21 protein-coding genes and 1 pseudogene are annotated in these 21,983 nt (G+C 34.9%); 6 read left to right on the forward strand and 16 right to left on the reverse strand.

What is annotated here, in order from left to right; all coding sequences use genetic code 11:
- Positions 1–64: 64 nt before the first annotated feature.
- The 3 genes and pseudogenes from GTR01_RS12070 to GTR01_RS12080 all read right to left on the reverse strand — a co-directional run.
- A pseudogene (locus GTR01_RS12070) lies at positions 65–412 on the reverse strand (helix-turn-helix domain-containing protein); the annotation flags it as partial.
- Between the two features lie 240 nt (positions 413–652).
- Entirely contained in the window at positions 653–1,576 is a 924-nt protein-coding gene (locus tag GTR01_RS12075; protein WP_160138096.1) for a DUF3078 domain-containing protein, read from the reverse strand.
- A gap of 226 nt (positions 1,577–1,802) precedes the next feature.
- Positions 1,803–2,729, reverse strand: coding sequence for a DUF3078 domain-containing protein (locus tag GTR01_RS12080; RefSeq protein WP_160138097.1), 927 nt, complete (start codon positions 2,727–2,729; stop codon positions 1,803–1,805).
- Positions 2,730–2,976: 247 nt separating this feature from the next.
- On the opposite strand from GTR01_RS12080, the gene GTR01_RS12085 reads away from it, so the two are divergent.
- The 4 genes from GTR01_RS12085 (at position 2,977) to GTR01_RS12100 (ending at position 6,938) form a co-directional block, all read left to right on the forward strand.
- Positions 2,977–3,744, forward strand: a complete 768-nt coding sequence (locus GTR01_RS12085) for a rhomboid family intramembrane serine protease (protein WP_160138098.1) — start codon at positions 2,977–2,979, stop codon at positions 3,742–3,744.
- Positions 3,745–3,778: 34 nt separating this feature from the next.
- Positions 3,779–4,888, forward strand: a complete 1,110-nt coding sequence (gene dprA, locus GTR01_RS12090; protein WP_160138099.1) for a DNA-processing protein DprA — start codon at positions 3,779–3,781, stop codon at positions 4,886–4,888.
- 190 nt (positions 4,889–5,078) lie between these two features.
- Positions 5,079–6,437, forward strand: coding sequence for an NADP-specific glutamate dehydrogenase (gene gdhA, locus GTR01_RS12095; protein ID WP_068940834.1), 1,359 nt, complete (start codon positions 5,079–5,081; stop codon positions 6,435–6,437).
- Between the two features lie 132 nt (positions 6,438–6,569).
- Positions 6,570–6,938 (forward strand): iron chaperone, encoded by a 369-nt coding sequence (locus tag GTR01_RS12100; protein WP_160138100.1) that lies wholly within the window; start codon positions 6,570–6,572, stop codon positions 6,936–6,938.
- A gap of 44 nt (positions 6,939–6,982) precedes the next feature.
- Here GTR01_RS12100 and GTR01_RS12105 read toward each other — a convergent pair whose 3' ends face one another.
- The 3 genes from GTR01_RS12105 to GTR01_RS12115 form a co-directional block, all read right to left on the reverse strand.
- A complete protein-coding gene (locus tag GTR01_RS12105; RefSeq protein WP_160138101.1) occupies positions 6,983–7,294 on the reverse strand; it encodes a hypothetical protein in 312 nt (103 codons plus the stop codon).
- A 202-nt stretch (positions 7,295–7,496) separates the two neighbouring features.
- The gene (locus GTR01_RS12110; RefSeq protein ID WP_160138102.1) at positions 7,497–7,985 is read right to left on the reverse strand and encodes a YkgJ family cysteine cluster protein; all 489 of its coding nucleotides are present in this window, start codon (positions 7,983–7,985) and stop codon (positions 7,497–7,499) included.
- Positions 7,986–8,957, reverse strand: coding sequence for an ion channel (locus GTR01_RS12115; RefSeq protein WP_160138103.1), 972 nt, complete (start codon positions 8,955–8,957; stop codon positions 7,986–7,988).
- A 143-nt stretch (positions 8,958–9,100) separates the two neighbouring features.
- On the opposite strand from GTR01_RS12115, the gene GTR01_RS12120 reads away from it, so the two are divergent.
- Positions 9,101–9,481: a group III truncated hemoglobin gene (locus GTR01_RS12120; RefSeq protein ID WP_160138104.1), complete on the forward strand. Its 381-nt coding sequence runs from the start codon at positions 9,101–9,103 to the stop codon at positions 9,479–9,481.
- Positions 9,482–9,537: 56 nt separating this feature from the next.
- Here the strand turns inward: GTR01_RS12120 and GTR01_RS12125 are convergent, their stop codons facing one another.
- The 10 genes from GTR01_RS12125 to GTR01_RS12170 all read right to left on the reverse strand — a co-directional run bounded on the left by GTR01_RS12125 (position 9,538) and on the right by GTR01_RS12170 (position 19,671).
- Positions 9,538–10,608, reverse strand: a complete 1,071-nt coding sequence (locus GTR01_RS12125; RefSeq protein ID WP_160138105.1) for a calcium:proton antiporter — start codon at positions 10,606–10,608, stop codon at positions 9,538–9,540.
- A gap of 66 nt (positions 10,609–10,674) precedes the next feature.
- Positions 10,675–11,013 (reverse strand): DUF6122 family protein, encoded by a 339-nt coding sequence (locus GTR01_RS12130; protein WP_160138106.1) that lies wholly within the window; start codon positions 11,011–11,013, stop codon positions 10,675–10,677.
- Positions 11,014–11,040: 27 nt separating this feature from the next.
- Positions 11,041–12,279: a hypothetical protein gene (locus tag GTR01_RS12135; RefSeq protein ID WP_160138107.1), complete on the reverse strand. Its 1,239-nt coding sequence runs from the start codon at positions 12,277–12,279 to the stop codon at positions 11,041–11,043.
- Complete coding sequence (locus GTR01_RS12140; protein ID WP_160138108.1) at positions 12,280–14,295, reverse strand: hypothetical protein; 2,016 nt, start codon at positions 14,293–14,295, stop codon at positions 12,280–12,282.
- 17 nt (positions 14,296–14,312) lie between these two features.
- Positions 14,313–14,981, reverse strand: coding sequence for a hypothetical protein (locus GTR01_RS12145; protein WP_160138109.1), 669 nt, complete (start codon positions 14,979–14,981; stop codon positions 14,313–14,315).
- A gap of 121 nt (positions 14,982–15,102) precedes the next feature.
- On the reverse strand, positions 15,103–15,825 hold the full coding sequence (locus GTR01_RS12150) for a DNA alkylation repair protein (protein ID WP_160138110.1): 723 nt from the start codon (positions 15,823–15,825) through the stop codon (positions 15,103–15,105).
- 20 nt (positions 15,826–15,845) lie between these two features.
- Positions 15,846–17,132, reverse strand: coding sequence for a cation:proton antiporter (locus GTR01_RS12155; protein ID WP_160138111.1), 1,287 nt, complete (start codon positions 17,130–17,132; stop codon positions 15,846–15,848).
- Positions 17,133–17,154: 22 nt separating this feature from the next.
- Positions 17,155–17,784 carry a DUF4919 domain-containing protein gene (locus tag GTR01_RS12160; RefSeq protein WP_160138112.1) on the reverse strand — a complete coding sequence of 210 codons (630 nt, stop codon included), beginning with the start codon at positions 17,782–17,784 and terminating at the stop codon, positions 17,155–17,157.
- The gene (gene hflX / locus GTR01_RS12165; protein WP_160138113.1) at positions 17,784–19,007 is read right to left on the reverse strand and encodes a GTPase HflX; all 1,224 of its coding nucleotides are present in this window, start codon (positions 19,005–19,007) and stop codon (positions 17,784–17,786) included. Before hflX ends, GTR01_RS12160 begins: the two co-directional genes overlap by 1 nt.
- A 229-nt stretch (positions 19,008–19,236) precedes the next feature.
- A complete protein-coding gene (locus GTR01_RS12170; protein WP_228452226.1) occupies positions 19,237–19,671 on the reverse strand; it encodes an META domain-containing protein in 435 nt (144 codons plus the stop codon).
- A gap of 86 nt (positions 19,672–19,757) precedes the next feature.
- Here GTR01_RS12170 and GTR01_RS12175 point away from each other — a divergent pair, with 86 nt between their 5' ends.
- Positions 19,758–21,965 (forward strand): S46 family peptidase, encoded by a 2,208-nt coding sequence (locus tag GTR01_RS12175; protein ID WP_160138114.1) that lies wholly within the window; start codon positions 19,758–19,760, stop codon positions 21,963–21,965.
- Positions 21,966–21,983: the final 18 nt, after the last annotated feature.

Here is a 21,983-nt window from a genome sequence, read left to right on the forward strand (position 1 = left end):
AATCTGCACAGTCTTGATATACTTATTCCTTGTCTGTGGAGTTTGAAGATTGTTGGGAGCAAAACTTTTTTCTGATTTGAGTCCCATATTGCTTATCTGAGAGATCAATCATCGTATTAAGAACCTTAGTTTTTAACTTTTCATCAGCTAGTTCTTTTTCTAAACGTTTAATTTTTTGAGCGGGAGTTTCTTTGGAATTATGCATAGTATGAAGTTTGGGTTTACTCCACTCTAAGTTACCATATCTTCGCAACCAAACCAAAACGGTACTCTTTCCCTGAATACCATACTCTTTTTGAGCCTGCTTGTAAGTGTAATCGCCGTTTTCTACTCGAGAAACAATTCTTAATTTAAAGGCTATACTATAGTCCTTTTGTGTACGCTTTTCTCTTGTTAATCCTTGATGTTTCATAAATAAGTCGATTAGTTGTCAACTTATTTCAGGACGGGACATTGATACATAAAAAAGCTCTTCATTTTGAAGAGCTTTTTTTATTTTTTACCTGCAAGCTGCAACCTTTTTGTTTTTTTTCATCTTATAAGAAACAAACCATGAAAGCTCTTATATAAAGACTATATGAATTTATTAAAAGTTAGTAAAAAAAATAGCTCTTCATTTTGAAGAGCTATTTTCTATTAATTATATTGGAATTTATTTCTTTAACCAGCTTTGGTTATCCTTATTATCCGAACGCTTCTTTCCGTTATCAAAATTATAAGCCAAACCTACTCCTAATGTCTGTTTCAGCTGAGTTTTCCATATCTGGTTGTGATCATATAATAAATCCAGAGTTACATTTGTAGAAATATATTTATTGATTTTCATGCTTAAAACACCACTATATCCAAGAACAAGTCTTTCCGGATGATCCAGATAGTTTGAGAATACAGAAGCCGTATTAAGCAAAGTAATGTTTTCCATAATTTTCAGCTTATACATTGCTGTTCCCAGGAAACCGAATTGAAAAAGAGAAGAATCTCCATCATTTTTAAGCCCGTAAGTTCCTTTAGTTTGAAGATCTTCATCCAAAACAAAAGTCCATCTGGCATTAGCAGGACGTAAAGTCACTGTAAGGTTATCATTAGGACGGTAAGTAACCCCTGCTCCAACACTCAGGTAACCTGGTGCCATAAAGTTGGAAATTTTCTTTGCATCAGGATTATTTCCATCTTCATAACCTGGTGCAAATTGAGTCTGAAGACCCACACCCGCAGAGATATACCAATGTTTCGCAAACTCTCTACCATAGTTTGTAGATAAGTTGATCACATCTTGAGTTTTTCTTACTCCTGTACCTTGTGTGTTGTTTTGCCCATAACCAAGAATAATAATGTTTTCCCAAAGATCTTTACCTTTTTCATAAGTAAGGTTGTAATTAACCCCTGCAAGCCAGCCTACGTTGTTGGCACCACCACCAACCCAGTTTGAGAAGGCAGCCTGATTAAGCATTAAAGTATTTTGTCCCTGAATAGACCAGGCTTTAACGGTATCTGTTGCAGGAGCATCAGTTTTTGTTTCTTGAGCCCAAGCGATAGCTCCAAAAGAAATGGAAGCGATTAATAAAACTTTTTTCATAATTAACGATTTCCTACAAATGTATAAATAATAATTTACGCCTAAATAAAATTCACTTTAAATTGAATTGAAATCCAGGACTACCAGGCACATAATCTAATGAAAACAAAGCCTTTAAAAAACCATCCTACACATAGTAAACTTAAAACAACTTAAAATTGTAAGCTTAAAAAAATAAAAAGCACCTCATGACTGAAGTGCTTTTTTATTATTGAATTTGTATTCTTTATTTTTTAATCCACCATTGACTGTCTTTACGATCAGAGCGCTTTACTCCATTATCCAGAGTATAAGCAAAACCAATTCCCAGTGTTTGTTTTAACTGTGTTTTTTCAATCTGGTTGTGATCATACAGAAGATCTAACGAAATATTGGAAGAGATATACTTATTAACTTTTAAATTAAGAAGAGCTCCATACGCCAATACAAGCCTATCAGGACGATCCAGATAATTGGAAAAGACAGAAGCGGTGTTGGTCAAATGAATATCTTCCATAATCTTCACTTTATACATAGCCGTTCCCAGGAAACCGAATTGTAATAGTGAAGTAGCCCCGTCACTTTTTAAACCATAATTTCCAGCAAGCTGGAGCTCTTTATCCAATACAAACGTCCATCTGGCGTTGGTAGGACGCAAAGTTACCGTTAAGTCATCATTCGGTCTGTACGTAAGACCCATACCGACATTCAGATAACCGGGAGCCATAAAGTTTGAGATTTTTTTTGCCTCAGGATTATTTCCATCTTCATATCCCGGAGCAAACTGAGACTGAAAACCAGCACCTAAAGATAAATACCAACTTTTAGAAAACTTTCTCCCGTAGTTAGTAGAAACATTAATAACATCCTGTGTTTTTCTTATTCCTAATCCTTTGGTATCATTTTGCCCATATCCGAGAATAATAATATTTTCCCATAAATCTTTATCTTTTTCATAGGTAATATTGTAATTAGCACCCGCAAGCCAGCCTACATTATTGGCACCCCCTCCTACCCAGTTTGAGAAGGCTGCCTGATTAATCATTAAAGTGTTTTTCCCTAACACTGACCAGTATTTTACTGTGTCTACCACGATGGAATCTTTTTTCAATTCTTCTTGTGCACTTGCATACATTCCCATAAATATGGAAAGAATCAATAAAAACTTCTTCATTACTCTAAATAATTTTCAATGCAAAAATATTAATATAATTTTTTTTAAAGGCAAATTTTCCCTTAAACAATATACTTTTTCTAATTTCAACCCTCTGGCAAAAAAATACTTCAATAATCAATGCCAAAATAATTGATTCAAAAATAAAATTTGACACCTTTTGTCTTAAAATCAGGTAAGTAGAAACCATTTCATCGACAAATTTTCCGAAATTTAGCATTGGCTTTTGATTTGACGTAAAATATTCATGTTTAAAAATGTAATTTCCAAAAGAGCGATTATATACCCATTGCTGATGCTTTCTGCAATGTGGTTCGGATATTTTTTACAAATGCATGGCTTTTTTGGAAGTTGCTTCGGAGCCATTATACCTCTTGTTCCCGAAGGACTTCTGGGAGTGATTACCGCTCCTCTTTTACATGGAAATATTGATCATATCATAGGAAACTCTATTCCAATTGCCGCCCTGATGTTCCTGTTGTATCAATTTTATCCATTAGTGGCCAACAAAGTTTTCTTTACCGGATGGATAGCAACAGGCCTTTTGGTATGGCTGCTTCCTCCTATTGATATCATGACCGGCGAATATATGTACACTTGCACTATCGGAGCCAGTGGCGTAGTATATGTACTTGCCTTTTTCCTCTTCTTCAGCGGAGTTTTCAAATGGAACATGAAGCTTCTGACCATTTCCTTGCTTGTCGTATTATATTATGGAAGCTTAGTTTGGGGAATGCTTCCCGAAGAATTATTCTATAATATGCAAGAGCCAAGTAAAATATCATGGCAGGCACACTTATCCGGAGCAATTGTGGGCAGTATTATAGCTTTTATCTTTAAAAATGTAGGTGAAAAAAAGAAAAAATTCATTTGGGAATACCCTAATTATTACAGTGAAAAAGACGATAAATTGTGGCAGGAATACAAAGAAAATCACCCTGAAGATTTTCTGGAACTTCCTTACAAAAAAAGAGATGATATATGGGATCATTTGGATGAATTAAGAAGAAAGTAAAAACTTAATTCATTACATTTGATAAAAAACACACATGATCTCCGAAGAATATTTATATGCCATCGCTTTGCGCGAAAGCAGCCAAATTGGCGATATTAATTTCCATAAACTTATAAGAACCTTTGGAAGTGCTGAAAATGCATGGAAAAAAGCAAAAAAAGAATACAAAAAACTAACGGGCATTGGTCAAAAAACCGTTTCAGATATTGGAAATGAAAACCATCTGAAATTTGCAGAAAAAGAATTGAAATTTTGCGAAAAGAACAATATCCATATCCAATTAAGGCATCTTGAGGAGTTCCCTACCCTTCTTAATGAATGTATTGATGCTCCTTCTATTCTTTATCAGAAAGGAAATATCGACAATTCTATTCAAAAAATAAGCATTGTTGGAACCCGAAATATGACCTCCTATGGAAAGCAATTCATTGGAGATTTTTTTGAAGCCACTCAATCTTCAAAATATGTTTCGGTAAGTGGTCTCGCTTTAGGAGTAGACAAAGAAGTTCATGAAAAATCTATTCTCCATCACAAACCTACTGTTGCAGTTCTTGCTCACGGTTTTGAGTTTTTGTATCCTGCAAAAAACAGAAAACTGTCAGAGAAAATTCTTGAGGAAGGAGGCATGTTATTAACAGAATTCAATTCAACAAGAAAACCGGATCGTGAAAACTTCATTCAAAGAAACAGAATTGTAGCGGGACTTTCTCCGGCAACCATCGTTGTGGAAACAAGATTTGGAGGTGGATCTGTAAGTACTGCTGCTTTTGCTAATGATTATAACAGAGAAGTCTTTGCTCTTCCCGGAAAGATTACTGACACCCATAGCCAAGGCTGTAATCAATTGATATTATACAACAAAGCCATTGCTATTTCTACCATTAAAGATCTTATCAGCATGCTTGGACTAAACAGTCCTAAAGAAAAAATTGGAGAGCTATTTCCTTATAGTGAAACAGCAATACAATTAACTGATAGTCAGGAAACAATTTATCAAATCATAAAAGACCATCCTCAAATCTCATTAGACGATCTGACTCAGGAAATTGCCATTTCTTCCCATAAAATATTACCAATAATTTTAGAATTAGAACTTTTGGGGAAAGTAAAATCATTTTCCGGGAGGCAATTTATAGTAATTTAAGAATTAACGATTTCTTAATACTGCATTATTTCATACATAACATTTCATTTTTAATAAATTTTAATCACAAATTATCAATTTAATAATATTTCAAAACATTATTATTTAATTTTTAACAATGTTAAAATAGAGTGTTGTGAATCTTGAAAAAAAAATTAAATTTGTTGACAATAATATTCAACCTTAATATATGGAACAATATAATATTGACCAGAAAATCCAAGAGTTTATTGCAAAAATTGAAGCAAAAAATCCTAACGAACCGGAATTCTTACAGGCTGTAAAAGAAGTTGCCGTAACTGTAATTCCATTCATTGCTACGAGAAAAGAATATAACGGAATGAAGCTGCTTGAAAGAATGGCTGAAGCTGAAAGAATTATTATTTTCAGAGTTCCATGGGTTGACGATAAAGGAGAAATTCAGGTTAACAGAGGTTTCAGAATCCAAATGAACTCTGCTATTGGACCATACAAAGGAGGAATCCGTTTCCACCCTACTGTAAACTTATCAGTTCTAAAGTTCTTAGCTTTCGAACAAGTGTTTAAAAACTCTTTAACTACTCTTCCAATGGGTGGTGGTAAAGGAGGTTCAGATTTCGATCCGCAAGGAAAATCTGATATGGAAGTAATGCGTTTCTGCCAGGCTTTCATGACAGAATTATGCAAGCACATCGGCCCTGAAACAGACGTACCTGCAGGAGATATTGGTGTAGGAGCTAGAGAAATTGGTTACTTATTCGGACAATACAAGAAAATCAGAAACGAGTTTACCGGAGTTCTTACAGGAAAAGGTCTTGCTTACGGAGGTTCATTAATCCGTCCTGAAGCTACAGGATACGGTGTTGTATACTTCGCAGAGCAAATGCTTAAAACTATCGGACAGAATTTCCAAGGAAAAACAGTAACGGTATCAGGTTTCGGAAACGTAGCTTGGGGAGTTATCAAAAAAGCAACTGAGCTTGGAGCAAAAGTGGTAACACTTTCTGGCCCAGACGGATATATCTACGATAAAGATGGTATCAGCGGAGAAAAGATCGATTATCTATTAGAACTTAGAGCTTCTGGAAACAACAGAGCTGAGGACTATGCTAAAAAATATCCATCAGCTGAATTCCACGCTGGAAAACGTCCTTGGGAAGTGAAGTGTGATGTAGCATTCCCTTCTGCAACTCAAAACGAACTAGATTTAGATGATGCTAGAAAATTAGTTGAAAACGGATGTCTTTGTGTAACTGAAGCAGCTAATATGCCTTCTACACTAGATGCTATCAACTATTTCTTAGACAATAAAGTATTATTCTCTCCTGGTAAAGCTTCCAATGCTGGAGGTGTTGCTACATCAGGATTAGAAATGACTCAGAACTCTATCCGTCTTAACTGGACTTCTGAAGAAGTTGACGCAAGATTAAAGGAAATCATGATCGGTATCCACAAAGCTTGTAGAGACTACGGAAAAGACGAAGACGGTTATGTAAACTATGTAAAAGGTGCAAATATTGCGGGCTTCGTAAAAGTAGCAGAAGCAATGTTAGCTCAAGGAGTTGTGTAACACAAAATAACAAAGGTTGGGAGAAACTCCCGACCTTTTTTGATACAGCCTGTTCCCGGGATAATGGGAAAAAAGTAAAAAGTGAAAGGAGAAAGCGTTGCTATATGCAACGCTTTTTTTATTTTTATGGAGATGAAAAACACCTTCAAAAATATTGATGAATATATTCTCCTGTTTCCTGTAGAGGTTCAGGAAAAACTTATTGAACTAAGAGTATTCATTAATTCTCAAGTTCCCCATCTTGAAGAATATATTGGCTATCAGATGCCTGCTTTTCGGTATAAGGGGAAACCTCTTGTCTATTTTGCCGGATACAAAAGGCATATTGGGTTTTACCCGGGAGCCGGTGGTATCAAAAATTTTGAAAAAGATTTTGAAAAAAGAAATTATAAGTTTTCCAAAGGTGCTGTACAGTTTCCGCTCGATGAAGAGAATCCTTTGGATCTTGTACATGAAATCTTACTATTCAGAATAAAGGAAATTGAACAAAAAAAATCCTGAAATACAAGATTTCAGGATTCCGACTAGTGTTTGCTAAAGTACTATCACTTTTTCTTCTTAGACTTTTTTTCTTCTTTTGTTGCTTCTGCAGGCTTAGTTGCTTCCATTGTGGATCCTATAGTTGCAGTGGCTTCTGCTGCCGGAGTTGCTGTTGAGGCTTCCGTTGCAGTTGTATTTTGGCTTTTCGTGGTGGTAGAATTCCAATCCGTCTTAGCTTCTGATGTCTGTGGTTGAGTTTGATGAGTTGTTGTTGGGTTATTAGTCGTGCTTTCTACTGGCTTCTGAGTCTGTGTCTGAGCCGATACTGCGATTACTCCGACTAACGTAAACGCTGCTGTTAAAAATAACTTTTTCATAATGTAATATTTAAATGATTGTTTAAACTAAACGGAACATCATTTATAAAAATTATGCGTAAGTAACTTATTTAACGTACTTTATTATTTTTTAAGAAGAATTTACAAAAAATAATTGGGCTTATTTTCTTTGAAAAATAGGAGCTGAACGATGGAAGTATTTCCTGTATGAAAGGGTTTTCTCTGCTCTTCGGCTTCAAAATTACTTCCCTATATTCTTCATCATTTTTTCAACAAACTCAAAAGCCGCTGGACAGATAACCGTATTCTTCAGCATCAAGTTATTGATTTGATAGATTTTTTTACGGTCTGTATGTGGATATTCTCTACAAGCTTTCGGCCTTACTTCGTAGATAGAACAAGTATTATCATCATTAAGGAAAAAACAAGGCAGATTTTGCAATACTTTATCATTGTCTTCATCCACTCTTAGAAATTTAGCTTCAAAATCAGCAGGCTTCATGCGCAGATGCTTGGCAATACGTTCAATATCTTTTTCGGTATATAATGGCCCTGTAGTTTTACAGCAATTGGCACATTGTAAACAATCTATTTCTTCAAAAACTTCATCATGGGTTTCCTGCACTACATAATCGAGGTTTTTGGGCGGTTTTTTCTTTAGTCCGTCCAAAAATTTTTTGTGTTCTTTTTGCTTTTGTAAAGCTTGTTTTTTATAAAAATCTAAATTCATTTATTCTTTATTTCCTGCCTGAACGGGAAGATCAGCTTTTTGATATTCATTAATCTTATCCAGGTCTAAAATGGTGGCCAAATTCTTTTTATCAGGATAATACATTGGGACAAATTTCGCTCCATATACAATTTCCCCCGTTACAAAAGATGATCTCTGGACTACCGTGTTAGAAAATACTTCATCAAATGCCCGTACCTGAACAATAATTTCAATATCTGTACTTTTAAAATCTGCCTCAGAAAAGCCATAAAATGGAGAATTTTCATCAATCTTATGAACAACTGTCCAGTTCAATGCCAAGGTATTTATTTTACTTAAATGGGTTTGTAATCTGTAAAAATTACTTTTAGCAACATCATTTTCAATTACTTCAATAGCTGTAGATACAATCACATCAGCATCCGTCAGGGCATTATTTTTATAAGGAGCCAATCTGAACATTAAAGCTGTAGCATCTTCAAAAGGGGCAATCACGGCAATATCAGAAAACCTTAAATAGGCTCTCGGGCGTGAAAATCTTCCATAGAAAAGTCCTGTTGCAATGGCAAAGGTAAGCAATCCCAGAAAAGCTTCAAAAGTGGCTACCAAACTGGCTAAAAATCCAATAGGAGCAATCCTTCCATACCCTACTGTTGTAAAGGTTTGTGAACTGAAAAAGAAAACATCAATAAATTCATTCAACGGATCGCTTTTATCAATTCCTGTAAGGTGTTCTACTCCAATCAGATAATAGATCATTGCAAATACAAGATTGATCAGGATATAAGCCACTACCAGATATGAAATAAATCGAAACGAGGATAAATTCAGCATAGTATGATACCAACTGAGACTGTTGAAAACATTCACTCCTGTTCTTTTCACATTCGGGAGGCCATCCTTATTGATAAACCTTCCTGAGGCATTGCTTCCAAAACCACTATTTTCAGTGTTTTTCTGGCGGATCTTTTTTCTGAATCCTCTTGTCATTTTATATCATTTATTTCTGAATAATTTACTCATTGATCATTCCCTTGCTTCTATTTCCGGATACAAAGATAAAATATTGTTTTCATGAATTTTATCAATCGAATCATTAGTTATTCAATTTGATTTTGCAGTAAATTTGGGATATGAAAAAGCTTGAATCAAGAGAGGATATTGAACACCTGGTCAATTCATTTTATACCAAAGTAATCAAGGACGATACCATCAGTTTCTTCTTTAACGATATTGCCAAAGTAGATTGGGATAAACATATTCCTAAAATGTATTCGTTCTGGGAGTCTATTCTTTTCGGACAGATGACTTACAAAGGAAATCCGATGGGTGTACATTTTCCAATCAATGAAATACAAGCTATGGAGCAAAAACACTTCGACAGATGGTTGGAACTATGGAGAACCACTATTGAAGAGAATTTTGTAGGTGAAAATGCAGATATGGCCATCTACAAATCCGAAAATATTGCCAAGCTGATGGCTTTTAAAATGGAATTAGCGAGAAGACTCTAATGAGTTTCGGGGTTCGGATTCCGGGATATGAAATTCATACTACGAGGCAGCTCTCTTTAAGGGACAATCACTGTAAAGATATATGCAGCCAAATTTACCAATAACACTGTTCCGTACAGGATATTTGTCTTTCCACGGCTTAATGATAGCATTACGATAAAGACCGATAAAGAAAGCAAAATAATATCCTTTTTATCCAATCCCAGCACTAATGGGATATCATAGATAATACATACTACTGAAACTGCTGGAATTGTCAATCCGATACTTGCCAGTGCCGAACCTAATGCAAGATTTAAACTGGATTGGATTTGATTAGCTCTCGCAGCACGTATCGCTGCAACACCTTCAGGAAGAAGGACAACGGCTGCAATAATTACTCCCACTAAAGATTTAGGAGCTCCTACACTTTGTACCATCCCTTCAATGGTATTAGATAGTCCTTTGGCCATCAAAACAACAATGACAAGACAAACCACTAAGAATCCAAAACTGATAAGTGTTTTAGCTAGGGTGGGAATATAATGTTCTTCAGGATGTTCATCGGGAACTATAAAGTAACTTCTGTGTCTCACTGTCTGTACCATCAGGAAAACACCATAGATTACCAGACAGGCAATAGATACAAAAATAAGCTGAGCCTGATTATAGAACGGGCCATTGACACTTGATGTAAAATTAGGAAGAACCAGGGTAAGAATAAGAATTGAAACCGTACTTACCAGATAAGTAGTTGCTGAAGTTCTTGCAAAGAACTGTTCATGATATTTAACGCCACCTACCAGAATACAAATTCCTAAAATTCCGTTCAGGATCAACATTACGGCAGCGAAAACGGTATCTCTGGCCAGCGTGATCGCCTGATCTCCGCCGGCAACCATCAGTGAGATGATCAGAGCAACTTCAATGATGGTTATACAAAGAGCCAGAATAATGGTACCAAAAGGTTCTCCTACTTTATGAGCTACCATTTCTGCATGGTGAACTGCCGATAAAACACTCCCAATGAGTAAAATACCAGCAATAATATCATAAACAACGCCACTTCCCATAAGTCCGGAAAAGTAGTAACCTACCGCAAGGATAGGAAAAATATAGGTGTAATGTAAAAGTTCTTTCAGTCTCATATAGTGACTACAAAATACAAAAAATCAATAATATTTTCAATATTAAAAGAAAATATTAATGTTATTTTAATGAGGCCAGAAGTTAAAGTCCTGATAATCTGTAAACATATGAAACAGAAGTCCAATTCCTATAATTCTGACATTTCCTTTGAAAAATAGCATCAAAAAATACACCGCAATGGCATAATATGAATGTAAAAAATGAAAACCTATACTTTCTCTTGATGGATCGAAAATGGGATTGGCAAAAAGATGATCCAAATCTACCAGCATAGTTGCCAATAATATAAGATACACCCTTTTCCAGTCTTTAGGATAAAAGACCAATGCTATAAACACCGGAAAAATTAAATGTAAAAAATAATGCGTGCAAGTTTTGAGCAAAGCAATTTCTGATGGAGCCATTAATGGATTTTTTTTCAGGTTCTATGATTACCATCGTAAAATTAAGGGTAAATCTCCAGTTTTCGCCTTTATTTTTACCCAATAATCTTGTGAATGGTTTGCATACAACACATACTCAAATTCAGAAATAATTCGTTTCTCGGTGGTATTCAACGTTTTTAAAGATGAAAACAACAGTGCATTATTTCGGATCAGAATATAATTTTCTTTGAATGAAGGTGATAATGTCAAAAGCTTTTGGGTAGATTTTATGACAACTCCATTACTATTCTGACTGATTTCATTAGGCTGAAAAGGAATTACAGTAAATTGGTTTTCTCCATTAATCCACTTTTGAGATTGGAAGTATGCCCAGGTTCTTACAGGATCTGTACTTTGAATATCTATCGCATAATTAGGCTGAGTAATCTTTTGAAAGGTTTTTTGTTCAATTTCATTAAAGTTATCATCATACCCGTAACTGATAATAGTATCGTTGACTTGTTCTAGATCAGCAATACCTTTTAAGGAAGTAATTCTTGAGGAATCAACCAAACTCTTATTAAAAAAGCGGGCGAAATTTTTAATATTTTCTTTATCTAGTTCCGCTTGTAGAAAGTGCTTATCCTTTTGAAGTTTCGAAATAATTGAATTAAAAACATCCGGGTTGGAATTATTTTTTATTTCAATTTCATCGTGATTTAGTTCAATGGAAAAGTTTTGAATTTTCTGTCCTGAAATGAATGAAATACTTCCTAATGAACTTTGAATAAACTGATCTGCATCTCTAACAGAGTTCTCAGATTTCTGCAAAAGCTGTTCATTAATGCTTTCAAATGCATGCTCAGAGGTTCCTGCAATACAATGACTCCCTTTTATCATAAAGAAAACCTGTTCCTTTTGAAAAAGGTTATTTCCCTTGTCAGTAAACTGCTCCTGCTTTAAGAAAGCAATAAATTTTTGAGAATCTTTGAGTTCTAAAACGCTATACCACTCTGTGAGCTTAGTGTCTTTAATATGGAAGATCTGCAAAAAGTCAGGAATTCTGATTCCTGCATCTTTCAGCGAAATAAAGCTTTTTCTTTTTGTTTTATTTCCCATCCACTTTGAAGGGTGAATAGCTACATTGAAGAGGTATTGTCCCGTTAATTTCTTACTATCAATGAGCACCACTGCATCTGCATTCTTATGAATATATCTAAGGTTCTTATCTTTATGAAAAACCATAAAATATATTGCAACAGCGAGCAATAAAAGTAACGGGATAATAATCTTCTTTTTTTTCATCTATAAGACTTGTGATTTTTTTTCCGATTCTTTTGTTTTAAAAACCTGATCGAAAACATCAAAGAAATACATTAAACTGTTTTCTGAAGAGTTTTTGATATTATAATTCATTTCAGTTTGGATACTTTCTCCTTTTACTTCTGTTTTATAATACAATTCTCCTATATTTTTTTTGATGGCATCCAATGCCTTTCTCTCTTTAGGACTTTTGAATTCTTTATCTAAACCGGTTAAAAGTTTTTGGATATCTAACCTTCCGGATAAAGGATATTTAGCAGAGTCTTTCGCCCATTTTCTGGAAATATCAGATTGATTGACAGGTAAAATATTATCTGCAGAACTCATCAGATACACAACTCCATCTTTTACAGTAAAGAATAATTGCTCAATATAACCTCCATTTTTCTCTTCTTTAAAGGTGTATAAATTTCCTTTTTTAGAGAACTTTTTAGACAGTTTTTTATTGGTAGTCAACAAATCAAAAATACGAGTCCAATATCCTTCATTCTCTGTTGCAAAAGCAAAAGTAAAGTTAGGAACAGCGATTTCTTTAGTTCTCTTTACTTCTTTTTCGTTAAAGTCTACATCGTATTCATAATCCGTGTACTCTACTTTTTTAGATTTTAATTCATTCAAAACAAAGATCCCATTTCCAGGTGCTATTTTAGCAATTGCTTCTTCATCCAGAACAATCTTCATGGTTTCCATGATCAGTTCCATTTCTTTTTTGTATTCATGTTCTCCTGAACTCTGAAGAAGGCTGTACATCATGTCAAAACATTTCGCCCCATTTACGTTCATTGCATAGTAACCGACACTTTTTTCATTGATCAGTTCCAACAGCTTTTTATTTTTCTTTCCTTTATAAATGGCCGATATATTCTTCTGAATATCATTATTTCGATATTGATAATTATTAACCAGTCTTACTTTATCTTTATCAAAATACAGATTATATGAAGAGTTGGAATTGTACATATTTTTGAAGAACTCTCCATACGCATAATACTTCGTCATCTTCCCATAAATCCCTTCATTTACAATTCTTCCATAGTCCGTATAGACAAAAACATCGGAATTCGCATCTCTGAATGACAGCATTTCTTTGGGAACGTCAATTTCTAGATTTGAACTGAAGTATTGTTCAAATCTATCTTCAGCCTTCTTTTGAACAATTTTGAAGTTTTCTCTGCGGATAGAATCCTGTTCTTTCTGATAGGCTTTTTCATACTCATCATCGTAAGCGTCATCAGGCATTCCCTCTCCGTTTTCAGGAGTCTCAGCACTTTCCTTTTCGGCAGGATATTGGTGATGCTTTTGTAGGTATTTGATATCTTTCTGAATTCTAGCGATCTCGTTATTATTATCTTTAATACTTTCTTTAAGATACTTAATATCTTCCTTCAGATTTTTGATTTCTTCTTTATAGTCAAAAGGTTTTTCTGGCTCATCAGCATAAACATCTACTGCAACAGCAGAATCAGCAACAGCAACGGCAGTACTGTCTGTAACAGCCTCTGCATCTGTAGCCCAAATATCTTTATAAGGTCTGGTATAGCTAATCATACTGAGAACAGCACGACTTCCGTTCCAAGCCACAAAAATATCATTATCAATATCTACGTAAGAATAGTTCTTCCTATTGAAAACTTCCTGCCCTTTTTTCTTCATAGAGTTAACAAACTCCTGGAATTTCTCCTTATTATCGATGATAAAATGAGTATTGTAGGTCTTTATAGAGTCATTAAAACTTGCATAATGATATTGAACTGCATCGTATTTGATTCCTGTTTTGGAATAATCTGTCCATGTAGGCTTTTCATTACTTTTCTTACTAAGTTCATGCAATAAAGGATTCAGTTTGTTCCAGTTGATTTTATTATTAAGCTCCTTTCCGTTGACTTCCATATAAAATACGGCATCAGATGGAAGTTTCATGCTGCTTTGAGCAAAAGCCAACATAAAACCAAAAAGTAGGAAAATAATTTTTTGTGTTTTTAAGAATATAGATTTCATGACTATAGTTTAGAAATTTATTGAAAAAAAATTGTGTTTTGTATTTGTTTTTTCTGAAGAATCAGATCCAGAATATCAGCTTCTAGTTTAAGCGCTTTTTTATTCGGAGAAAGCACATAAGCATTATTTGTTTGTGATTTCACCGTATTTTCAAATTGCATGATAGAAGTATATCGGGCATCATTGAAGACTTCCTTATCGGCTTTACTCATCTTATTATAATCTTCTTTGAAAGTATTGACTTTATTTCGTGTCAATGTCTTTTTACTAAGATCCTGGCTGTAAACTTGTCCTGGAATCATCTTACCCAATATTTTCTGAGCTTTCAGCTTTTCCAGTCCGGCATTGATGTTTTCAATATTTTTGAAATTACAGCTCAACTTGATGATATAATTATCAAAGTCCATGGAGGTTTTCACATTACTGATGCCGGGAGTTCCTTTAAAAATTTTTGCAGCTTCATTGATTTTATTTTCAATTTCAGCTTTTTTTGGGACTTTTTTTCCATTAATGGTTTCCGTTTTAGAAATAGAAGCCAATCTGGTTTTGCTTTTACTCGCGTTAAGAATAATAGTATATTCCCCCGTGCCATCAGCTTTTACATTTACCTTATCAAGAATATCGAAACAACTTGTCAGGAATAGCAAAGGAAAAAATAGAAGAAATAATTTTAGAAAATTTTTCATGATTGGTTTAAAACCACAAAATTACTCAATTATAGTCTTAAATTCTTATAATCTTCGATCTTTTGAGTATAAATAGCTGTTTTCCGGTACTTTTTCATACAGGATACAACACTACTCTTTTTTAAATACGTCCTTTCAGATAATCCTGACGAAGATCTTCATCTAGCTTTTCAATGGCATATCGAAGACAGGTTCTGGGCATTTCTTTGTAATATTGATTCAGGTAGTTAATCAATGTTTTTTCATCCTTATTTCCCATCTCTCTCAGCAGCCAACCATTGGCTTTATGCATAAGATCGTGAGAATGCTTCAAATTTCTGGTTACCAATTCTTGGGTAAGATCAAATGATCCTTTTTTGATATAATGCATGGTTCCCACAACAGCAATTCTCTTGTGCCACATTTCGTCTGATTCTGAAAGATCCCTCAACAGATTTTCCTTCTTATTTTCATAAGCATATCTGCCAAGAATCTTATAACAGCTGGAATCTACCAGATCCCAATTATTAACATAGGGCAGATGAGTAAAATAAAATGCTATGATTTCATCTTTTACCTCTTTATTTTTTGTCTTTTCAAACTTTGAAATCAATATAAAAAGAGCCGTAAGTCGATGTTCATGATATTTTGAAGAAAGCAGCTCACTGAGTTCATTTAAATTGATTTTTGAGTAATATTCCTTAGCAACAGTTCTCTGATCAGGAACTTTCACTCCTAAAAAGAGATCACCTTCTCCATATTCTCCTTTACCCGTTTTAAAAAATCTTGGAAAGAATTCGGCTTTTTCAGGAATGGATAAAACTGCCAGAGCTTCCTGTACTTCTTTAACAATACCAGTACTCATTAATCGTGTAATTTTTTACGCTAAGCTTTATTCTCTAAAGCATTACTTTCCTGTTCCTCTTCTTCTTTCACAATCTGCTTAGGATTCGCCACTTTTGCTATGGTAAGCCCCTGAACAATGATGGAGAACACTACTACACAATAGGTAATACTCAAAATCGTTTCACTATATTCACTCTTAGGAATAGACATCGCCAATGCAATAGAAACTCCACCACGAATTCCACCCCAAACTAATACTTTTACCGTCTGCGGACTAAAACTTTTTCTCAAAGAAGTAAATTTCGTAGGCCCCCAAATGGAGATAAATCTTGCAAAAAGAACTACAAAAATTGCTAATAGACCGGGGATCATAAAATGCTTCAGGTCTTTAATCATTAAAAGCTCAAATCCGATAAACAAGAATAATACAGCATTCAAAATTTCATCAATCAGCTCCCAAAATTTGATAAGATAGTCCTGGGTAACAGACTTCATTTTAAAGTTCCTGTTAAAATTCCCCATAAATAATCCTGCGGCAACCATCGTTAATGGCCCTGAAATATGCATCTGTCTTGCAATAAGATATCCACCCATCACCACAGAAAGTGTCACCAATACGGAGATAATATAATCATCCACTTCACGCATCAATCTTGAGGTAACCCAACCTAGCAGAACTCCTAATAAAAGACCTCCACCAGCTTCATGAAGAAGAAGCAAGCCAATATTTTCAACTCCTAGATCAACTTCTTTTCCTACGGCTAACTGTAGTACTACTGTAAAGACCACCACTGCCATACCGTCATTGAAAAGAGATTCTCCGGCTACTTTTGTTTCCAGTGATTTAGAAACATTAGCTTGTTTCAAGACACTCAGAACCGCTACCGGATCAGTAGGGGAAATCAAAGCTCCAAAAACAAGACAGTAAATAAATGGAAGTTTAATTCCTACATAAGGAAGTAAATAAAACATTCCAAAACCTACTACAAAAGTGGAAACCACGACTCCTACAGTAGAAAATATCAGCACGGGTCTGAATTGTTCTTTGAGATCGTTGATATTAATATGGATTCCTCCTGCAAAAAGAAGAAAGTTAAGCATTGCTCCCATCAAAACTTCAGTAAAATCGATACTTCCCATCAGTTTATTAAGGTGTCCAAAAGTTTTGGGAAGCACTGTTTCGCCAAACATAACCAGGAAAATAGAGACTACAATGGCAATCACCATGATTCCGATAGTACTCGGAAGTTTCAAGAACCTGTAATTAAGGTAGGCAAATATGGATGCTAATACGATTAATGCTGAAAATGAATAATATAATTCCACTAAGTGTTTTTTTAAAATTAATTTATAAGTCTAAGTAAAGAACCTTGATATATATTTTTTGACCACCTTTTTCCCAAATGTCAAACATTCCGTCCTTTGAAGGCTTTGATCCTCTTGTATAATCATTTCCTATATTCAGAATATTCAAAAGAATATATTCATCCCCCACCGAATTGACTAGGTAAGCTGTTTTCTCAGACTTTCCGTCTCCGGAACTTTTGATTCCGTCTGCCAAAGCCCGAAACTGATTCAGGTGATGCATAAAGTTATTCCCATCTTTTGAAGAATCATAAGCCCTGAGTAAAATAAGCAGAATGTCAAGATTGGTAGGGTCTTTATCATACAAAGCCTTTCCCTGCTTGATACAATCTTCAAATTTGTTTTGCTTAAAAGCTTCTGCCAGATTTTTAAACCCTTCATCTGAAGTAGTTACCCTATCCGTTCTAAAATTTCTTCCATAGTAAAGGTATTGTGCTTCTATACTATCCAAAGACTTTGGGTATCCTTTATATTTGAAAAGGAGTTTCTCATAATTATACGGTGAATCAGAGTTTTTTTGGCTTTTTTCAATAGCCTTAAAGTCTATTTTTGATTTCTGGCTGAAACCAAAAATCGAAAACAGAATGAATAAAAGGAAAAAATGATGTTTCATTAATTGTTATTTTCATCTTCTTCGTCATCGAAGTACTCGAAAAGGAAATCATTGTATGGAAATCTTGAAATATGGATCTTCATCACCTCATCATAAATCATCTTTTTCATTTCCGGGAAGTTTTCCTTCGTTAATGCAGAAATGAAAACAGTTGGATACTTTGATTTGGCCATCCATGTCTTCTTCCATTCATCCAGAGAGATGTTTTTACGCGTTGAAGGAGTAAGATCATCTTCATCCTTTTTTTCGTAGCTGAAATCATCAATCTTATTGAAAATCATAATCATTGGCTTTCTGTGAGCATCAATTTCCTGTAAAATATCGTTTACCGAAGCAATATGATCTTCAAAGCTTTCATGGGAAATATCAACTACATGAATCAATAAGTCTGCTTCTCTTACCTCATCCAGTGTAGATTTAAAAGATTCAACCAATTGAGTAGGTAATTTTCTGATAAATCCTACCGTATCAGTAAGCAGAAATGGTAAGTTTCCAATCACAACTTTTCTTACAGTAGTATCAAGGGTTGCGAACAATTTATTTTCTGCAAAAACTTCAGATTTTGAAAGAGAGTTCATCAAAGTAGATTTTCCTACGTTGGTATATCCCACTAAGGCAGCACGTACAACTTTTCCTCGATTATTACGCTGAGTTGCCATCTGTCTATCAATAGTCTTTAATTTATCTTTCAGCAAAGTAATTCTGTCACGAATGATACGACGGTCAGTTTCAATTTCCGTTTCCCCGGGACCTCTCATCCCAATCCCTCCTTTCTGACGCTCCAAGTGAGTCCACATTCTTGTCAATCGAGGTAAAAGATATTGGTATTGGGCTAGCTCCACTTGTGTTCTTGCATAAGAAGTCTGTGCTCTCTGCGCAAAAATATCAAGGATCAAATTGGTACGATCCAGAATTTTCACTTCCATTTCTCTTTCAAGATTTTTCAGCTGTGAAGGAGAAAGTTCGTCATCAAAAATGACAGTTCCAATTCCATTTTCTTTTACATACTCCTTAATTTCCAATGCTTTTCCGCTTCCAACAAATGTTTTGGAGTCCGGTTGGGACATCTTTTGAGTAAATCTTTTATCCACTGTAGCTCCTGCTGTATAAGCAAGAAACTCCAGTTCGTCCATATATTCTGTTAACTTATCTTCATCTTGGTCTTTAGTAATTAATCCTACCAAAACCACCTTCTCATAATTATGTTCTTTCTTTTCTAACATTAAAGTTTATGTCTATGTTTATGATTTTTACAAGATAATATTTTTCAGAAAAAAAACAAAATCAAATTTTAGTTAATAACACTTTTTAATATAAATTTAAGTTGCTTATCAACGAAACCCGTTGATTTGTCAATCTCCTGTCAAACAGTATAAAAAATATAAAATTAAGTTTTTCCCACAAAAATAAGTCCGCTCAATAACGGACTTCTTATATTTTAAAATGAGACCATCAGTCCCAATCAGCGGCAACAAATTTCATAGAATTTCCATGATCATCAGACAGGGTAAGGAAATGACCTTCTACAGTATATTTGCTCATGGTTTCAAATTTTTTTTGAAAAGAGGTTTCAAGATTCATATCCTGACAAGCCTTCAAGGTGCTTACCCCTTGGGAAATCTTTACTGTTCCGCCTTTTTTAAATTCAGAAGTAAAGGACATCTGGTTGCACCCCATATAAGCACTTCCATAGATCTTCCCTTTTTCCATTTTTCCGGTAAGGTTAATTTCAGCTTTATGGGCAATCAGCTGATCTTTAGAAAAGCCATCGAAAGAAACCAGCATCCATTGTCTTTGGAGATAAGGATTTTTTTCAGGTACTGATGAGCAATTTAACACAAGCCCAAAGAATAACATGGCAAAAAAGGGGAATAATATTTTTTTCATGCTGATTATCATCCCATTTTCGTACCAATCCGGGACAGAATCTCGTAAAAATTAGTAAATTAGCGACACAAAAATTATTTTATAAAATGAAAAGACTATTTCTACTATTCACTTTCTTGCTGAGCTTTGCTCAGATGAGGGCGGATGAGGGGATGTGGCTGCTAATGCTCATCAAACGACTTAACGGTGTTGATATGCAAAAAGAAGGTCTACATCTTACGCCTGAGGAAATTTATTCAGTTAACAATTCCAGCTTAAAAGACGCTATCGTAAGTTTCGGTGGTTTCTGTACAGGAGAAATTGTTTCTGATAAAGGACTTTTATTCACGAACCACCACTGTGGATACGGAGCAGTAGCTGCTGCATCTACTCCGGAAAAAGATTATTTGAAAAACGGTTTCTGGGCAATGAAACAGAAAGACGAATTCAATGCAAAAGATCTTTATGTAAGATTTTTAGTGAGAATGGATGATGCAACTCAAAGAATCACATCCAAGCTAAACAACAATATGACCGGAGCAGAGAGAAAAGCTGTTATTGATGCTGAAACAAAAGCAATCCAGACAGAAAACTCTGAAAACGGAAAATATACTGTAGTGGTAAAAGATTTCTTCAACGGAAATGAATTCTACTATTTTGTATATCAGGACTACAAAGATGTAAGATTAGTAGGTGCTCCACCTTCATCTTTAGGAAAATTCGGTGGTGATACTGATAACTGGGAATGGCCAAGACATACTGCAGACTTTACAGTTTTCAGAGTATATGCTGATGCTGCTGGAAACCCAGCTGAATATTCTCCAAGCAATGTTCCAATGAAACCTAAGCATTTCTTACCGGTTTCTCTAAAAGGAATTAAGCCAGGTGACTTCTCAATGATCCTTGGATACCCAGGTAGAACAAACCGTTATTTAACTTCTTACGGAATTCAGCAAATGGTAGGTAAAGATTACCCGGCTTGGGTTGAAGCTTCCAAAACTGCAATGGATGTAATGAAGAAGTATATGGATAAAGATAAAGCGACTCAGCTTAACTATGCTTCTCAGTACGCTTCTGTAGCGAACTACTGGAAAAACAGACAGGGAACAATTGATGCTGTAGAGAAAAACGGTACGATCACTGACAAGCAAAAGATTGAAGACGTTTACAAAAAATGGTCTGCAAAGCCAGGAAACGAGGCTTATGATGGTATTTTACTTGATATTGAGGCTTATTACAAGCAGGCTTCAGACAGAAATGTTGAAAGAAACTACGCTTCTCAGTTCACAAGAAATGCTAAATATATTTCACTTGCTTTACAGGTAGGTTCTGTTTTAAAAGCTTATGCTGCACAGGATATGCAGGGAAGATTAGCAATGAAAGCTAAAACTGAAGCTGCAATTAAAGCTGCTTATGAGAATTTCAGCCCATCTTTAGAAGGTGAAATGCTTGCTGCAATGACTAGCCTTTATCAGGCTAGAGTTAAAAACCAAGAAGTAGCATCTGCTACGATCCTTGGATTAGATGCTAAAACAGTTTCTAACTTAGCTTATTCTTCTATTTTTGCAAACAAGACTTCCGCAACCAACTTCCTGTTGAATCCTGATGCATTAAAACTTGATGCTGATCCGCTTTGGAAAGCAGCAAACGGTATTGTTGCAGATCAAAAAATGAGTGCTGAAAGATACGTAAAGATAGATGACAATTTTGCAAAAAACAGCCGTCTATTCTTAGCTGGTTTAGTAAAAGCAATGCCTGAGAAGAAATTCTACCCGGATGCTAACTCTACAATGAGATTAACATACGGTACTGTAGATAAGCTTCCTATCAGAGAAGACAGAAACTACTTCGGTGTTACAGATAACTATTATACAGATATGTCTGGTCTTGTTGGAAAATACAAGAAAGGAGATGAAGAATTCGATCTTCCTCAAAGAGTGATCGATCTTTATAACCTTAAAGATTTCGGACAGTATGCTGATGCAAAAGGTTATATGCCTGTAAACTTCCTTTCTAACAATGACATTACAGGAGGTAACTCAGGTTCTCCGGTAATTGATGGTGATGGAAACCTTATTGGTATTGCATTCGATGGAAACAGCGAAGCATTAAGCGGTGATATCGTATTCGAGCCTGAATGGCAGAAAACAATCAACGTAGACGTTCGTTTCGTTCTTTGGACAATCGATAAGTTTGCTGGCGCAAGAAGATTAGTAGATGAGTTGAAGCTTGTAAAAGATGCAAACACTCCTGCTGATACAAAAACTAAAAATTCTGGGACTACAACAATGCCTAAGAAAACAAAGAAAAAATAATCTTATCTGATATATTTT

Origin of the sequence: Chryseobacterium sp. c4a (assembly GCF_009900745.1) — a bacterium.
Classification (GTDB): domain Bacteria; phylum Bacteroidota; class Bacteroidia; order Flavobacteriales; family Weeksellaceae; genus Chryseobacterium.

What these genes read in the sequence shown, in the direction of transcription:
- GTR01_RS12075 (WP_160138096.1), bottom strand. Translation starts at nt 1,576, where the DNA reads ATGAAAAAAGTTTTATTAATCGCTTCCATTTCTTTTGGAGCTATCGCT.
- GTR01_RS12080 (WP_160138097.1), bottom strand. Translation starts at nt 2,729, where the DNA reads ATGAAGAAGTTTTTATTGATTCTTTCCATATTTATGGGAATGTATGCA.
- GTR01_RS12085 (WP_160138098.1), top strand. Translation starts at nt 2,977, where the DNA reads ATGTTTAAAAATGTAATTTCCAAAAGAGCGATTATATACCCATTGCTG.
- dprA (WP_160138099.1), top strand. Translation starts at nt 3,779, where the DNA reads ATGATCTCCGAAGAATATTTATATGCCATCGCTTTGCGCGAAAGCAGC.
- gdhA (WP_068940834.1), top strand. Translation starts at nt 5,079, where the DNA reads ATGGAACAATATAATATTGACCAGAAAATCCAAGAGTTTATTGCAAAA.
- GTR01_RS12100 (WP_160138100.1), top strand. Translation starts at nt 6,570, where the DNA reads ATGAAAAACACCTTCAAAAATATTGATGAATATATTCTCCTGTTTCCT.
- GTR01_RS12105 (WP_160138101.1), bottom strand. Translation starts at nt 7,294, where the DNA reads ATGAAAAAGTTATTTTTAACAGCAGCGTTTACGTTAGTCGGAGTAATC.
- GTR01_RS12110 (WP_160138102.1), bottom strand. Translation starts at nt 7,985, where the DNA reads ATGAATTTAGATTTTTATAAAAAACAAGCTTTACAAAAGCAAAAAGAA.
- GTR01_RS12115 (WP_160138103.1), bottom strand. Translation starts at nt 8,957, where the DNA reads ATGACAAGAGGATTCAGAAAAAAGATCCGCCAGAAAAACACTGAAAAT.
- GTR01_RS12120 (WP_160138104.1), top strand. Translation starts at nt 9,101, where the DNA reads ATGAAAAAGCTTGAATCAAGAGAGGATATTGAACACCTGGTCAATTCA.
- GTR01_RS12125 (WP_160138105.1), bottom strand. Translation starts at nt 10,608, where the DNA reads ATGAGACTGAAAGAACTTTTACATTACACCTATATTTTTCCTATCCTT.
- GTR01_RS12130 (WP_160138106.1), bottom strand. Translation starts at nt 11,013, where the DNA reads ATGGCTCCATCAGAAATTGCTTTGCTCAAAACTTGCACGCATTATTTT.
- GTR01_RS12135 (WP_160138107.1), bottom strand. Translation starts at nt 12,279, where the DNA reads ATGAAAAAAAAGAAGATTATTATCCCGTTACTTTTATTGCTCGCTGTT.
- GTR01_RS12140 (WP_160138108.1), bottom strand. Translation starts at nt 14,295, where the DNA reads ATGAAATCTATATTCTTAAAAACACAAAAAATTATTTTCCTACTTTTT.
- GTR01_RS12145 (WP_160138109.1), bottom strand. Translation starts at nt 14,981, where the DNA reads ATGAAAAATTTTCTAAAATTATTTCTTCTATTTTTTCCTTTGCTATTC.
- GTR01_RS12150 (WP_160138110.1), bottom strand. Translation starts at nt 15,825, where the DNA reads ATGAGTACTGGTATTGTTAAAGAAGTACAGGAAGCTCTGGCAGTTTTA.
- GTR01_RS12160 (WP_160138112.1), bottom strand. Translation starts at nt 17,784, where the DNA reads ATGAAACATCATTTTTTCCTTTTATTCATTCTGTTTTCGATTTTTGGT.
- hflX (WP_160138113.1), bottom strand. Translation starts at nt 19,007, where the DNA reads ATGTTAGAAAAGAAAGAACATAATTATGAGAAGGTGGTTTTGGTAGGA.
- GTR01_RS12170 (WP_228452226.1), bottom strand. Translation starts at nt 19,671, where the DNA reads ATGAAAAAAATATTATTCCCCTTTTTTGCCATGTTATTCTTTGGGCTT.
- GTR01_RS12175 (WP_160138114.1), top strand. Translation starts at nt 19,758, where the DNA reads ATGAAAAGACTATTTCTACTATTCACTTTCTTGCTGAGCTTTGCTCAG.